We start from the raw sequence: 14,573 nt of genomic DNA, 5'->3' as shown, positions 1-14,573 counted from the left end.
ATCAGAGTATTTACGCTTCTGGCTTATCATCCTTTTGCTCAACAGCCACTTCTTCAGAAGTGATTGCTTCGGCTTCAGTATTTTCTACTTCTTCTGTCGAATCTAACAACTCTTCGTCATCTTCTACAGCTTCAATCGAAACAACACCGACTAAGGTTTCAGCATCACTTAAACGAATCAAACGGACACCTTGCGCATTACGACCTGTAGTTGCAACTTCCGCAGCACGGGTACGGACCAATGTACCACCATCAGAAATCAACATGAGTTCTTTGGTTTCATCAATCGATACGGCACCCACAAGCTCACCATTACGTTCGCTGGTCTTGATCGCAATCACACCCTTACCACCACGTTTCTTGGTCGGGAAGTCATCAACCGGTGTACGCTTACCATAACCATTCGCACATGCACAAAGCACTTCGCCAGTTTCAGGTACAACCACCAGTGAAACGATACGGCTGATTACATTTGAATCCGACGAATCATCATTATCATCAGAATCATCATTTTCAACGTCAGCATCATCAGCTTCAATGGTATTGCTTGCGAAGCTTACGCGCATACCGCGTACGCCTTTCGCAGTACGACCCATCGCACGAACATCAGTTTCAGCAAAACGGATTGCCTTACCTTCGTTCGAGAACAACATGATCTGCTGATTACCATCGGTAATTGCAACACCAATCAAGGTATCTTCTTCGTTTAGCTCAATCGCACGTAAACCGTTTGAACGCACATTACTAAATTGTGCAAGTTCAACACGTTTTACCGTACCCGATGCCGTTGCCATAAACACATAGTGATTCTCAGGGAATTCCGTCAATGGCAAGATTGCAGTTACAGTTTCATTCGCATCTAGTGGAAGCAAATTGATAATTGGACGACCTTTTGCACCACGTGAAGCTTGTGGCACTTCAAACACTCTCAAGCGATAGACTTTACCGACATTGGTAAAGCACAGTACCGTTGCATGGTTTGATGCCACAATTAAATGCTGGATGATGTCATCATCTTTCATTGCTGTTGCAGACTTACCACGACCACCACGACGTTGCGCTTGATAGTCAGAAAGTGGTTGAGTTTTTGCATAACCTGTTTGCGAAACAGTCAATACAACCTGTTCTTCAGGAATCAAATCTTCACGGCAGAAATCAACACCAGACTCTACAATTTCAGTACGGCGACCATCACCATATTGCTGCAAAATCAACGCAAGTTCTTCACGAATCACATTCATCAACAAATTGAAGTCATTTAGAATTGCAGTTAATTCAGCAATTTGACCCAAAATTTCAGTATATTCAGCGTGTAACTTGTCTTGCTCTAAGCCCGTTAAACGGTGTAGACGTAATTCTAAGATCGCGCCAACTTGAGTTGGTGACAAACGATAGATATCACCAGACAAACCAAATGGACGCGCTGGGTCTTCGCCTTCGATCTCATCTGGACGAACAGAAATCGCACCTGCTTTTTCAAGCAATGCAACCACACCGCCACCCGCCCACTCACCTGCTTGTAAACGCTCACGCGCTTCAGCTGGGTTAGCAGAAGTTTTGATGGTTTCAATAATTGCATCAATATTGGCTAATGCAACCGTCAAACCTTCTAAGATATGACCACGCTCGCGTGCTTTACGCAATTCGTACATGGTACGGCGCGTCACTACTTCTTGGCGGTGACGAATAAATGCCGCAATAATATCTTTTAGGTTCATCAACTTTGGCTGACCATTGTCTAGGCAGACCATGTTGATGCTGAACGAATTTTGCAATTGCGTATGCAAGAATAAATTATTCACCGCAACTTCAGCATTTTCACCACGCTTCAAATCGATGGCAATACGCATACCATCTTTATCAGATTCGTCACGAAGCTCAGAAATGCCTTCAAGTTTCTTTTCTTTGACTAACTCAGCAATACGCTCAATGGTTTTTGCTTTGTTGACTTGATAAGGAATTTCAGTAAAAACAATCGTAGTACGGCCAGTTTTTTGGTCTTCTTCAAAGTGATACTTACCACGAATATGTAAACGGCCTTTACCTGTACGGTAAGCATCAACAATGCCTGATTTACCGTAAATAATACCGCCTGTAGGGAAATCTGGGCCGGTAATATGCTCCATCAAACCTTCAATAGAAATATTCGGGTTATTGGCATAAGCCAAACATGCATTGACCACCTCAGTCATGTTGTGTGGCGCCATATTGGTCGCCATACCCACCGCAATACCTGTCGTACCATTAATCAAAAGATTTGGAATACGCGTTGGCATCACCTGAGGAATACGTTCAGAACCGTCGTAGTTATCTTCCCAATCGACCGTATCTTTTTCTAGATCAGCCAAGATTTCATGGGTTAGTTTCTGCATACGAACTTCGGTATAACGCATTGCTGCCGCGCTATCCCCATCGACCGAACCGAAGTTACCCTGACCATCAACCAACATGTAACGCAAGCTGAAGTCCTGCGCCATACGAACAATAGTTTCGTATACTGCACTGTCACCATGAGGGTGATATTTACCGATCACGTCACCGACAACACGAGCAGACTTTTTGTACGCTTTGTTATAATCATTGCCCAATTCGTGCATCGCATATAATACGCGACGATGAACAGGTTTTAGACCGTCTCTAACATCTGGCAATGCACGAGATACAATTACGCTCATCGCGTAATCTAGATATGAATGCTTGAGTTCGTCCTCAATGGCAATCGGTCTGATTTCCGATACGCTCATGCATACTCCTTGTTTACAGGTAGAGAGTTGTACCTGTTTTTATGTCTTCAATCTTGCAAAATTTTAGCTCAAGAGCTTGAACTAAAAATAAAAAATACAGCGAAAAATTATAGCACAAAGGACAAACCAACTGTGAGTTTAAACTTTGAAAAATAGCATTTTTTTACAATAAAAATTACATATAAATTAACAACTTAAAATTATCAAATGCAAGACAGACAGATAAAAATAGATTCTTACCCATTTTGGGCAAAAGATCATCAAATGAGGGGATAAAAGGAATAAATTTAATGTACTAATTTTAATTAGGCTCAAGCTCTAAAACTGAGATGAGCCACATCAAATGATTAAGAATAAGTACCTGACTTGGCTTGAATTGGAAGCGCTTCTGACTCAGTTACTTCAACTTGGTCTTGTTTCATGAAATAAAATGCCATGAAGAATAAAGCAAAAATAAAAGGTGTTTCATACAACTCTTCTACAATGTCCTGATTCATAGCATCACTGAATAGCCATTTATAAATAAAGCGATGATGCTCAACACTATCAGCAAAGAATAAAGATAGGACTGCAATCAATAAATACCAAAATGGAAACTTCACTTCATGAAACTTATACTCAATCTCTGCGCGTAAATGAGAAGAAAATAGCATCACAACGACGGGAGCAATGACAAAAACAGAAATAACCCGATAATAAATATGGGGAACTTCAGGGAAAAAATCACGCCCCCAACTAATACTGCGGCCAAAAAACATAAACCACCATGCAATAGCCCACATCCAGAACCATTTCTTTTGCTCTGTTAGCGTTTTAGGTTTCATATAGAACCACGTAAATGGGACACAAGCCAATAGCATAACTGCTTGAATATCTTCAATGAGATGTACATCCCAAGTCAGAAGCAATGGTCCTTGCGCTATTGCCAAAAATGCAGTACTCAATAATAGGGAGAATAAGAGTAATGCCACTCTATTTAAACGGAAATCAAACTTCATTATTCAATAAATATGATTGAAAATAAAAGTTTAGCAAAAGTGTACTGATGAGTACACTTTAGACTTAATTGAAATTAACCATAAACAAAAAAATAAATTAAAATAATATAAATCAATGTATTAAATACAAAAAGGATCATCCTACAAACAAAACGCTCTGTTTCAAAACTTTAAACCTTCAATTAGAAGATAAAACTTAAAAGCAACTCCCATATTGAGAAATATCCAATTTATCGCTCCTTCCCTTCATTAACATCTAAAATTCACTGCTCTGGTCGATATTGAGCAGGAATCCATTGGTAACCCTTGCTATTTTTTCCGATATGACCAATCCCTGGGAAAGCAACATGGGCAGCGCCGACCCACCACTGATTTTGATAGGCTTGCTCAAAGATATTTTTACGAACCGCAATTGCCTGCTGAGAATCTGTGTCAGGTTTATAACTTACTTCAGTATAAGGAAATTGTACCGCAGCATAATGCACTACATCTCCCAAACCCAAAAACTTTTGCCCATTCTGACCATCGACTAAATAAGATGAGTGGCCTTCGGTATGACCATGTGTGGTAATTAATTCAACATTCGGAACCATAAACGAGTCTTTGGTGAAAGCAATCAACTGCCCAGCCTGCTGGTAAGGTTTTAACGCATTACGTGTCATTTTAAACAAAGGTTTAAAAAAATCAGTGGCTTTTGCTTCATTCTCTGCCGATGTCCAATAGTTCACATCCTCTTTGGCCAGATAAACTTTGGCATTCGGATAAGCCATTGTTCCATCCAGTGTAATTCCACATAGATGATCAGGGTGCGCATGGGTAATTAGAATGGTATCAATTTGCTCAGGTTGTACCCCTGCCTTTTTCAAATTTTCAGGGACATAGCCCAAGCTCGGGCCAAAACATTTTGCCGTGCCCGCATCAATTAAGATATTTTGTGTTGGTGTCTGTACGAGATAAGCAGAAAAGTCGGTCACGATATGATTGTGTTCATCGACTGGTACAAAATTCTCTTTGAATAGCTGATTGGCTTTCTCTGTTGAAATACCCAACAAATCACTGCGTGGTAATCCCAACTCCCCATCAAACAAAGCCGTAACTTTTAGATTACCGACAGGCTGTAAAAAATACCCATTAACCTGTTGTACCTGTGGTTTGGATTCAGCATATATTGTGCTGGCACTAGAGAGTAACGCTATTAGGATAGGTTTTAATAATTTCACACTCATCACCTAGATATTTGATTGATTTAAATCTAACTATTTATAGAGATGGAAATCGCTCAATCATCTACGTGAATCGCTCAATTTAGATTATTGCAATGATAAAACTGTGGGATCGACTTTATAACGCTGCATAAACCGTTCACGAAACGTTGCAGTAGATTGATAACCAGATTTTGCTGCAATCGTTTTCATCGGTAGCTTATTTGAGTATAACAACTCCAATGCATAAGCAAGCCGTGCCTGAGTAATGATTTCTCTCAAGGAAGTCTGCTCATGGCTCAGTTTACGACGCAGTGTGGCACTACTTAAACCTAAACGCATTTCAATTTCACTGGATTGCCATTGATGCTGCGGGTCATCTATAACCCATTGGTAAATTTGCATTGCCAGTTTTGGTGGAGGGAGAATGAGTACATCAGCACAATGCTGTTGACATAACTGTACCAGTATCGCAGCAATACATAGGCGAGCTTTAACCAGATCTTGTTGAAACAAAGCCGTTTGCCACTCAACCAGAGACTCCGCAAAATCCGTGATTGAAAATCTTAAGACAGATTCTGTTTTATCCGTAATCGGCTTGGCCCAAATCATCTGTGCAGCATGAATCACCTCTTCACACATCGGCACCAGAATCGTCAAATATTCACCTGTCTCTGGATCTGGGATATTCATCGTATCCGCTACGGTATCAGGCTTAATAATAAAAAGATCGCCAGCGTTGAGCGCTATCTGTTTGTTATAAATATTCAATCGCTGTTGCCCATGTAGAACAATCCCCATGTGCAGCCGATTCACTTTAATATTTGACAGGCCATGCTGATTTTTCGCCCGAATACACAAATAATCCCGCGCCATATCTGCGCGTGCTAATTTAACCAGTGAATGATGTAAATGATCAGCTTGTATTGAAGCCGAAGAATTAATATTCATAATCATGAAAATAAAAAAACGCCCTTGAGCTATGTATAGCACAAGGGCGTTTGTTTGAATAAGTATCAGGCTATAAAATTACAGCTTGCTTACCAATTCAGGTACTACAGTATTCAAATCACCAACTAACCAGTAGTCAGCAACACTGTTGATTGGCGCTTCTTCGTCTTTGTTGATTGCAACAATAACTTTAGAATCTTTCATACCTGCCAAGTGCTGAATCGCACCAGAGATACCGATCGCCATATAGAGATCTGGCGCAACGATTTTACCTGTTTGACCAACTTGGAAATCGTTTGGTACGAAGCCAGCATCTACCGCAGCACGTGAAGCACCTTGAGCAGCGCCTAGCTTGTCAGCTAATGGGTCAAGTACTTTGTGATAGTTTTCACCAGAACCTACACCACGACCACCAGAAACAACGATACGTGCAGCAGTTAACTCTGGACGATCAAGTTTCACGATTTCTTCGCTTACAAACTTAGAAATACCAGCATCTTTCGCTTCAGCAACAGCTTCAACTGTAGCAGAACCGCCTTCAGCAGCAACCGCATCAAACGCTGTACCACGAACTGTACCAACGATGATTGCTTCGTCAGATTGTACAGTTGCAATCGCATTACCCGCATAGATTGGGCGTTTGAAAGTATTTGCAGATTCAACAGCGATGATGTCTGAGATCATGCTTACGTCAAGAAGCGCAGCAACACGTGGAAGAACGTTCTTACCAGTAGTTGTAGATGCAGCTAATACGTATTTGTATCCGCCTTTCGCGATGTCAGCAACTAAGCCAGCAACGTTTTCAGCCAATTGGTTTGCATAAGCAGCATTGTCAGCAAGTAATACTTTGCTTACACCAGCAACTTTAGCAGCAGCGTCAGCAACTGCTTGAGCACCAGAACCAGCAACTAATACAGTAATATCACTACCGATTTTTTGAGCTGCCGCAACAACGTTTAAAGTTGCACCGTTAAGTGTCTGGTTGTTGTGATCAGCGATAACTAAAATACTCATGATTTTATCCTTCTGTATTAGATCACTTTCGCTTCGTTTTTCAATTTTTCAACAAGTTCGTCTACAGACTTCACTTGTACACCAGCTTTACGTTCAGCAGGAGCTTCAACTTTAACTGTTTTAAGTTTAGTACCAGTTGCAACGCCATAATCAGCAGGTGACTTAGTATCAAGCGGTTTTTTACGCGCTTTCATGATGTTTGGAAGAGCAGCATAACGTGGCTCATTCAAACGTAAGTCAGTTGTGATAATTGCAGGAAGTGCAAGCTCAACAGTTTGTAAACCACCGTCAACTTCACGAGTTACTTGAACTTTACCACCATCAACTTTAACTTCAGATGCGAAAGTACCTTGACCAGCACCAAGTAAAGCACCAAGCATTTGACCTACTTGGTTAGAGTCGTCATCAATTGCTTGTTTACCAAGAAGAATAAGTTCTGGTTTCTCAGCATCAACAACGCCTTTCAAGATTTTAGCAACTTCTAGAGCGCCAACTTCATCAGCAGTTTCAACTAAAATACCGCGGTCAGCACCTAAAGCCATTGCAGAACGAATTTGTTCTTGAGCGTCTTTAGAACCCACTGAAACAACAACGATTTCAGAAACTGTTCCTTTTTCTTTTAAGCGAACCGCTTCTTCCACTGCGATTTCACAGAATGGGTTGATTGACATCTTAACGTTGGTAAGGTCAACCCCACTATTGTCCGGCTTAACACGAACTTTAACGTTGGCATCAACCACACGTTTTACAGCGACAAGAGCCTTCATGTAATCCTCGGCTGTTCTAAGCAAGTAAATGTAATGAAGAGCATTCTAACTCTTCGATTGAAACTTTTTAGGTGCCCTATCTTGCAATGTATTTGGCATTTCGGTCAAGTCACAATTTCCGCTACAGCCATAAAAAAGATGAAACGCTCAGTTCACATATTGAAAATAGTTATTGGTGCAACAAATTTAGTTAATCAATGCGATGAATATTAAACTTTGATTTTTTTAATATTTTATAAAATTCAACGATCTAAAACAGCCCTTTTGATTTAAATGAGTACGATCTGTAACGGATCGTTTCTGATAAATTTAGATGTCTTTTCACTTTCAAAAAAATGCGTCAATTAAGTAAGAACATCAATTCAACAAATCTCATAAATAAAGTGGAAAAGTCATCGATGATTAAATGCTCAATTTTGCAACATAATATATCAAAATTTAGTTTTTTTGCGCTCTTGGGTGAGTTTGATCATACACTTTAGCCAGTTGTTCAAAGTCAACATGGGTATAAATTTGAGTGGTCGACAAATTACTGTGCCCCAACATCTCCTGCACGGAACGCAAATCGCCACTGGCAGATAACATATGACTGGCAAAACAATGCCTTAATAAATGTGGATGTAAATCTACATTTACACCTGCACGCTGTGCTTGCAGCTTGACTCGATTTTCAATTTGACGCGGTGTTAAGGCATTACCACGTTGTGAGATAAAAACTGATGAATCCGCATTAAAGCCACCTTGCCAAATTCGATAGATTTTCAACCATTCAACCAAACTGTCCTTGGCCTTCAAGCCAAAAGGAACAATACGCGTTTTATTGCCCTTACCCGTAATACGTAAAAGTTGTCGGTTAAAGTCTACATCTTTAACACTCAGTCCTTGTAATTCAGCCAAACGTAAACCACTCGAATAGAGCAATTCGAGCATGGCTTTATCACGTAACCATAATTGTTGTTCGATCGGCTTTTCTGGCGCTACTTGATCTAAGATCTGATGCACTGTTTCAATATCAATCATCCCCGGTAATGGCCGTGGCTGACGCTTTAATCTAAAATCTTCGGATGGATTCTGCTCCAGATATTGACCTTGTTCCGCCCATTTCATAAATTGGCGAATCGAGGTTAAATGACGCTGCAAGCTACTACTGCTCAGTTGATCTCGTTCAACTCGACTAGCCAGATACTCTCTCAAATCTGATGCTTCAATATCTTGGAGTTGTAATTGTTTATATTCACAAAACTTAAAAAAATCGGTTAAATCGCGTTGATAAGCGGCAATCGTATGTTCAGATTGATTTTGAATCGTTCGTTCTTTTAACCACATGGACAGCAGTTTTTCAGGGCTTTCCAAGTTGCTCTCCAGTGTTATGCCTATACCAACAGCTACAGTCTAACAAACTTTAACTGCGATTTATCGTTAAACCAATATCGAAGTATTGATGCTTGTGTAATACAATAAATTTCAAGTTTTGAGTGGCGCTATCATCATGGCAACAATGCTTATCCCCTATCTCATCGCAATCACTCTCTTGACCATTACTCCCGGTCTAGATACTACGCTGATTATTCGCACTGCGACCTTGGAAGGTAAAACCAAAGCATTCCAAGCAGCATTGGGGATTAATCTCGGCTGTATTGTATGGGGCGTGATAGTGGCCTGTGGATTAGGTGCATTGTTAATGACCTCCGATCTCGCCTTCAATGCCTTGAAATGGATAGGTGCAATTTATTTAGCATGGTTAGGCTTAAATCTTATTTTAAAACCGCGTAGCCAGCTCGCGGCTTTAAATGATTCTACCACGACTCAAAACTGGTTTATTAAAGGCTTTTGGGGCAATTTACTGAATCCAAAAGTTGGTATTTTTTATATTTCTTTCTTGCCCCAGTTTATTCCACAGTCTTCTTCTCCAGTTGTGTGGACCATGGGACTGGTGATGATTCATGTGGTGATTGGCTTCATTTGGTCAATCTTCCTGATCTCAGCGATGCAATCGATTTCAGGGTATTTAAAGCAGCCAAAATTCATTAAATATATGGATCGTATTACAGGCAGTATTTTTATTCTGTTTGCACTCAAACTGGCATTGAGTAAAAGGTAGCGAATCAAAAAGCGTGCTGATCACAGCACGCTCAATATCAGCTTCAATCATGCTCTAAATTTTTTAAATAAGCATTTATCTGGATAGCAACCTCATCAGCGCATTGTTCTGCCAGCTGATGATCACCACCGTCAACAATATAGAGTTTGGATTTTTGCAGAATCTGATTTAAATATTGACCCACCTCAATCGGACTAATCGGATCTTGATTGCCCCAAATCAGTAAAGTTTCTACTTCAATATTTGCCAAAAATTTCTCATAGTCGACCTTCGTTGTCACAAACCAATCAGGGTATGCAATATATTCTTGCTGATAAAACTGCCGCCAGTCTTGAACTTGAAATTGGTCTAAATTAATTCCACCTGAAGTAGCAATCAATACCAAACCCTTCACCAAATCTGATTTTTGCAATGCCGCAGCTATGGCAAAGATCCCACCCATGGATTGGGCAATAAGAATAGAAGGTTGCTGAATTTGTTCAACCACATAATTGCTTAGATCTGCAAAACTGTGAATGTCTGGGTTTGTTTCCACCCCATGAAAACCAGGATAAGCAATCACTTGCTTTGTATAACCATTAGGAAACTGTTCGATTAGAGGATTCCAAAATTGTGTATTGCCTGATGCGCCCGCAAGAAAGACCAAATGATTCATTTTTATCCTTTCGAATTATAATTTTCTTTTTAAAGGTAAACACCCCTATTTTAGGGGTGTTTACTGATCTCAACTTTAGCCTTGGAAATATCTTAAATCCAAACGGGCATCATAAACATGCGTGGTTGGACCTGTCATCCAGACCACATCACCTTCACGCCAAGCGATATGTAACTTCCCACCAGCAAGCTGCACTTCAACTTCATTGGCAAGTAAACCACGGCGCATACCACTGACTGCTGCGGCACAAGCCCCTGTACCACATGCTAAAGTCTCACCGACACCACGCTCAAACACACGTAAACGGATATGCTTTTCATCCAGAATTTGCATAAATCCAGCATTCACACGTGCAGGAAAACGCGCATGTGATTCCACTTGTGGACCAATACGCTCAACATCAGCAGTTAATACATCAGGGACGATGGTCACAGCATGCGGATTACCCATATTCACAACATCAATATTGATGCTCTGATTATCTGCAAGTTCCAATGCGTATAAACCTTCAATATCTTCATGCTCTTGGGTCACAAATGGAATTTCTTCTGGAAGAAATTTCGGTGGTCCCATATTGACACGTACCCAACCATTGGCACCCAATTCAGGCTCAACAATCCCTGCTTTGGTTTGCACACGGATTTTGGTTTTGGTGGTTAATTGACGCTCATGTACAAAACGAGCAAAACAACGCACACCATTACCGCACTGCTCTACTTCAGAACCATCAGCATTAAAAATACGATATTTGAAATCAACATCTGGTAAATCTGGTGGTTCAACAATCAATAGTTGATCAAAACCGACACCAAAGTGACGATCCGCTAAACGCTGAATCGTGACCGTATCTAAATAAGCTCGTTGGGTCACAAGGTCAACGACCATAAAATCATTGCCCAAACCATGCATTTTGGTAAATTCTAAATACATCTTAATTTACTCCTCAGGCAACAAACGCTCTTTTTCCCAGAGTGATTCTATGGTTTCACGTTCACGAATTAAATAGGCTTTATCACCACTGACCATAACTTCAGCAGCACGACCACGGGTATTGTAGTTAGAACTCATTACAAAACCATAAGCACCAGCACCTAACACAGCCAATACATCATTTTCTTGAAGCGCTAAATCACGTTCTTTACCCAAGAAATCACCAGTTTCGCAAATGGCACCGACCAAATCCCAAGTTTTAACTTCAACGTCAGTATTTAGATTAACAGACTGAATATCCATCCAAGCTTCATATAAAGCAGGGCGAATTAAGTCATTCATTGCCGCATCAATAATGGCAAAGTTACGATGGTTTGTTGGTTTCAACAAATCCACCTTGGTCAATAATGCGCCTGCATTGGCAGAAATACTACGCCCCGGCTCCATATATACTTTGAGACCCAATTTTTCTAAAGCTGGACGCATCGAATTGGCATATTCCTCAACACTTGGTGGTGTTTCATCTTTATAACGAACACCTAAACCACCGCCAATATCAATATGTTTGAGGTTGATGCCTAAGCTTTTCAACTGCTCAATCATCAAAATCACACGATCAAGTGCATCGACAAAAGGCTTAGTTTCTGTCAACTGCGAACCAATATGACAGTCAATCCCAACAATCTCAAGATTTGGTAATGAAGCAGCATATTGATAAGTTTCATCGACTGTATCACTTGGAATACCGAACTTGTTTTCCTTTAAACCTGTTGAGATATAAGGATGGGTTTTCGCATCAACATCTGGGTTTACACGTAACGAAATTGGTGCTTTTTTACCAAGTTTTGCTGCAACTTTTTGAATGCGATCCAGCTCTGCATGTGATTCGACATTAAAACAAGCAATCCCTACATTTAAAGCTTTTTCAATATCTGCTTCAGATTTACCCAAACCAGAGAACACAATTTTCGAAGGTTCACCACCTGCTGCAAGTACACGTGCCAGCTCTCCACCGGTCACGATATCAAAACCAGCACCCACTTTTGCCAATACACTAAGAACAGCTAAGTTTGAGTTTGATTTCACGGCAAAACAGATTTGATGATCAATAAAATCAAAAGCACGATGCATATCCAAATAATGCTTTTCAAAAGTTGCTTTTGAATAAACATATAAAGGCGTGCCATATTGCTGTGCGAGCTGATCTAGTGAACATTGCTCAGCGTGCAATACTCCATTAATGCGAGTGAAACTCATGAAGATGTCCTTATTTACAAACTTAAGGTGAGATGGTCTGTGATTGAGTCGAGGATGATATTGCCTTATCTTCTACTTTAGCTTCTTCAGCTTTGACTGTAGATGGTGTCGCTTCATTTTTATAAAGCAGATATTTTGCGCGTTTGTCATGGTTTTGATCAGACGGTAATTGCAATGCGCCTGACTGACCACATGCAGTTAAAATAACGCTGCTCAGCAATACACTGATAGAACAAATGACTTTAAGCATCTGTGCACCTAACTTTTACAATTCGGAGCAGTATAGCGTGATCATCAGATTGGCTAAAGTCTAAACTTGAATGAATCAAACAATAACCATAAAAAAACGCCGACTTTAAGGTCGACGTTCTGAGCATCTTGGTGCAATCGTTACTTTTTCTTATAGAAGAAATAGCCAATTGCCAAGATAACAAACCAAATTGGACTCACCTTCAATGATTCTAAGGTGGTTTCATCCAATGCAAGGAAGTAAATCGTTGCAAGGAAGAAGATAATCACAACCCAACAAGTAAACACACCACCAGGCAATTTAAACGTTGATTGCGCATGCAATTCAGGACGATTTCTACGGTAGTTGATATAACTCCACATAATAATCATCCATACACAGATGAATAAAATCGTTGATAGCGTTGTTGCTAAAGTAAATGCCGTCACTTCATCATTGGTTCCTGTTTGTAATTTATAAACAAACTGAACAAATGCACCAATGAAGATACAGATAGAAGAGAAGATTAATGCTTTTGCAGGTACAGCAGATTTAGAAAGCTTCGCAAATAGTTTTGGTGCTTGTTGATCTCCTGATAAGCCAAACAACATACGACTGGTTGAGAATACACCACTGTTCATTGATGACATTACTGACGACAACACCACCAAGTTCATAATGATTGCCGCAGAAGCAATACCCGCTTGTGAGAAGATATTTACGAATGGACTGACTTTAGGATTAATCTGATCCCAAGGTGTCACACACATCACCACGAACAATGCCAATACATAGAAAATAATAATACGAATTGGAATCGAGTTAATTGCTTTCGGTAGGTTACGTTTCGGATCTTGTGTTTCAGCCGCAGTCGTACCAACTAATTCCACACCCACAAAGGCGAAAATTGCAATTTGGAAACCCGCCAAGAAACCATCTAAACCTTTAGGGAACATGCCACCATGTGTCCAAAGGTTAGATACACTTGCCACTGTACCAGTAGTGCTGGTAAATCCTGTAAAGATCATCCATAGACCAACAGCGATTAAGACAATAATCGCTGTGATTTTAACCATCGCAAACCAGAACTCCATTTCACCGAATAATTTAACAGTGACCAAGTTCAAGCCAAGTACGAATAAGATTGCAACTGTACTGATCAGTAAACCACCTAATGGTGTAAATGACTCGCCTCCATTAAAGAATTCCAGATAGTAAATAATGGCGGATAAATCTGCGATACCAATCGTGACCCAACACAGCCAGTAGGTCCATCCGACAAAATAACCAGCCCAAGGGCCTATTAAATCCGTCGATAAATCGATAAAAGATTTATAGTTTAAGTTTGATAGTAAGAGCTCTCCTAATGCACGCATTACGAAGAACACCATCAAACCAATGGTCATATAAATAAATAAAATAGATGGTCCAGCTAAACTAATGGTTTTACCAGACCCCATGAACAATCCTGTTCCGATTGCACCGCCAATCGCAATCAACTGTAGATGTCGATTAGATAGACTACGGTGAAGTCCGCTTTGTTCAGCAGCCTCACTCAGATTTTGATTCGACATTTTACAAAAACTCTCCAGTGTTTTTAGTCCATTAACCAAAGTCAGCGCTCAATAAAGCTTCGTACCATTTTCGGTATCTTTTCTCGCTATCTCTATTTTGGCTTACCTTAGCTAAGCAATTTTTACCTGTATTTCTCAAGTTAAATACAATT

The 14,573-nt window shown here is 40.2% G+C and carries 13 protein-coding genes; 1 reads left to right on the top strand and 12 read right to left on the bottom strand.

Annotated features, from left to right (window positions below):
• Nucleotides 1–10: 10 nt before the first annotated feature.
• The 7 genes from gyrA to xerA form a co-directional block, all read right to left on the bottom strand.
• Nucleotides 11–2,743 (bottom strand): DNA gyrase subunit A, encoded by a 2,733-nt coding sequence (gene gyrA / locus F3J02_RS06395; protein WP_167248208.1) that lies wholly within the window; start codon nucleotides 2,741–2,743, stop codon nucleotides 11–13.
• A gap of 347 nt (nucleotides 2,744–3,090) precedes the next feature.
• Nucleotides 3,091–3,741: a hypothetical protein gene (locus F3J02_RS06390; RefSeq protein ID WP_167248207.1), complete on the bottom strand. Its 651-nt coding sequence runs from the start codon at nucleotides 3,739–3,741 to the stop codon at nucleotides 3,091–3,093.
• A 263-nt stretch (nucleotides 3,742–4,004) separates the two neighbouring features.
• Complete coding sequence (locus tag F3J02_RS06385; protein WP_171526038.1) at nucleotides 4,005–4,967, bottom strand: MBL fold metallo-hydrolase; 963 nt, start codon at nucleotides 4,965–4,967, stop codon at nucleotides 4,005–4,007.
• Nucleotides 4,968–5,051: 84 nt separating this feature from the next.
• The gene (locus F3J02_RS06380; RefSeq protein ID WP_167248392.1) at nucleotides 5,052–5,894 is read right to left on the bottom strand and encodes a helix-turn-helix domain-containing protein; all 843 of its coding nucleotides are present in this window, start codon (nucleotides 5,892–5,894) and stop codon (nucleotides 5,052–5,054) included.
• Between the two features lie 78 nt (nucleotides 5,895–5,972).
• Nucleotides 5,973–6,908, bottom strand: a complete 936-nt coding sequence (locus F3J02_RS06375; protein ID WP_167248205.1) for an FAD-binding protein — start codon at nucleotides 6,906–6,908, stop codon at nucleotides 5,973–5,975.
• Nucleotides 6,909–6,925: 17 nt separating this feature from the next.
• A complete protein-coding gene (locus F3J02_RS06370) occupies nucleotides 6,926–7,675 on the bottom strand; it encodes an electron transfer flavoprotein subunit beta/FixA family protein (RefSeq protein ID WP_167248204.1) in 750 nt (249 codons plus the stop codon).
• Between the two features lie 438 nt (nucleotides 7,676–8,113).
• A complete protein-coding gene (xerA, locus tag F3J02_RS06365) occupies nucleotides 8,114–9,001 on the bottom strand; it encodes a site-specific tyrosine recombinase/integron integrase (RefSeq protein ID WP_167248391.1) in 888 nt (295 codons plus the stop codon).
• A gap of 163 nt (nucleotides 9,002–9,164) precedes the next feature.
• Between xerA and F3J02_RS06360 the strand changes: the two genes are divergently transcribed.
• Nucleotides 9,165–9,776, top strand: a complete 612-nt coding sequence (locus F3J02_RS06360) for a LysE family translocator (protein ID WP_167248203.1) — start codon at nucleotides 9,165–9,167, stop codon at nucleotides 9,774–9,776.
• A 43-nt stretch (nucleotides 9,777–9,819) separates the two neighbouring features.
• On the opposite strand, the gene F3J02_RS06355 is transcribed toward F3J02_RS06360, so the two are convergent.
• The 5 genes from F3J02_RS06355 to F3J02_RS06335 form a co-directional block, all read right to left on the bottom strand.
• A complete protein-coding gene (locus F3J02_RS06355; protein ID WP_167248202.1) occupies nucleotides 9,820–10,431 on the bottom strand; it encodes an alpha/beta fold hydrolase in 612 nt (203 codons plus the stop codon).
• Nucleotides 10,432–10,506: 75 nt separating this feature from the next.
• The gene (dapF, locus tag F3J02_RS06350; RefSeq protein WP_004805579.1) at nucleotides 10,507–11,361 is read right to left on the bottom strand and encodes a diaminopimelate epimerase; all 855 of its coding nucleotides are present in this window, start codon (nucleotides 11,359–11,361) and stop codon (nucleotides 10,507–10,509) included.
• 6 nt (nucleotides 11,362–11,367) lie between these two features.
• Nucleotides 11,368–12,618 (bottom strand): diaminopimelate decarboxylase, encoded by a 1,251-nt coding sequence (gene lysA, locus F3J02_RS06345; RefSeq protein ID WP_167248201.1) that lies wholly within the window; start codon nucleotides 12,616–12,618, stop codon nucleotides 11,368–11,370.
• Between the two features lie 22 nt (nucleotides 12,619–12,640).
• A complete protein-coding gene (gene lptM / locus F3J02_RS06340) occupies nucleotides 12,641–12,868 on the bottom strand; it encodes an LPS translocon maturation chaperone LptM (RefSeq protein WP_167248200.1) in 228 nt (75 codons plus the stop codon).
• Nucleotides 12,869–13,008: 140 nt separating this feature from the next.
• Entirely contained in the window at nucleotides 13,009–14,421 is a 1,413-nt protein-coding gene (locus tag F3J02_RS06335) for an amino acid permease (protein ID WP_167248199.1), read from the bottom strand.
• Between the last annotated feature and the right edge of the window lie 152 nt (nucleotides 14,422–14,573).

This window comes from Acinetobacter sp. Tr-809, from assembly GCF_011753255.1.
In the GTDB taxonomy this organism is placed as follows: Bacteria; Pseudomonadota; Gammaproteobacteria; order Pseudomonadales; family Moraxellaceae; genus Acinetobacter.
The sequence above is the reverse complement of the archived record's forward strand: the minus strand, read 5'-3'. Positions and strand labels throughout refer to the sequence as shown.

Bases quoted from the DNA above. Each gene is read 5' to 3' on its own strand.
- F3J02_RS06335 (WP_167248199.1), bottom strand. From the start codon at position 14,421: ATGTCGAATCAAAATCTGAGTGAGGCTGCTGAACAAAGCGGACTTCAC.
- F3J02_RS06380 (WP_167248392.1), bottom strand. From the start codon at position 5,894: ATGAATATTAATTCTTCGGCTTCAATACAAGCTGATCATTTACATCAT.
- F3J02_RS06385 (WP_171526038.1), bottom strand. From the start codon at position 4,967: ATGAGTGTGAAATTATTAAAACCTATCCTAATAGCGTTACTCTCTAGT.
- xerA (WP_167248391.1), bottom strand. From the start codon at position 9,001: ATGTGGTTAAAAGAACGAACGATTCAAAATCAATCTGAACATACGATT.
- lptM (WP_167248200.1), bottom strand. From the start codon at position 12,868: ATGCTTAAAGTCATTTGTTCTATCAGTGTATTGCTGAGCAGCGTTATT.
- dapF (WP_004805579.1), bottom strand. From the start codon at position 11,361: ATGTATTTAGAATTTACCAAAATGCATGGTTTGGGCAATGATTTTATG.
- F3J02_RS06370 (WP_167248204.1), bottom strand. From the start codon at position 7,675: ATGAAGGCTCTTGTCGCTGTAAAACGTGTGGTTGATGCCAACGTTAAA.
- F3J02_RS06355 (WP_167248202.1), bottom strand. From the start codon at position 10,431: ATGAATCATTTGGTCTTTCTTGCGGGCGCATCAGGCAATACACAATTT.
- lysA (WP_167248201.1), bottom strand. From the start codon at position 12,618: ATGAGTTTCACTCGCATTAATGGAGTATTGCACGCTGAGCAATGTTCA.
- F3J02_RS06360 (WP_167248203.1), top strand. From the start codon at position 9,165: ATGGCAACAATGCTTATCCCCTATCTCATCGCAATCACTCTCTTGACC.
- F3J02_RS06390 (WP_167248207.1), bottom strand. From the start codon at position 3,741: ATGAAGTTTGATTTCCGTTTAAATAGAGTGGCATTACTCTTATTCTCC.
- gyrA (WP_167248208.1), bottom strand. From the start codon at position 2,743: ATGAGCGTATCGGAAATCAGACCGATTGCCATTGAGGACGAACTCAAG.
- F3J02_RS06375 (WP_167248205.1), bottom strand. From the start codon at position 6,908: ATGAGTATTTTAGTTATCGCTGATCACAACAACCAGACACTTAACGGT.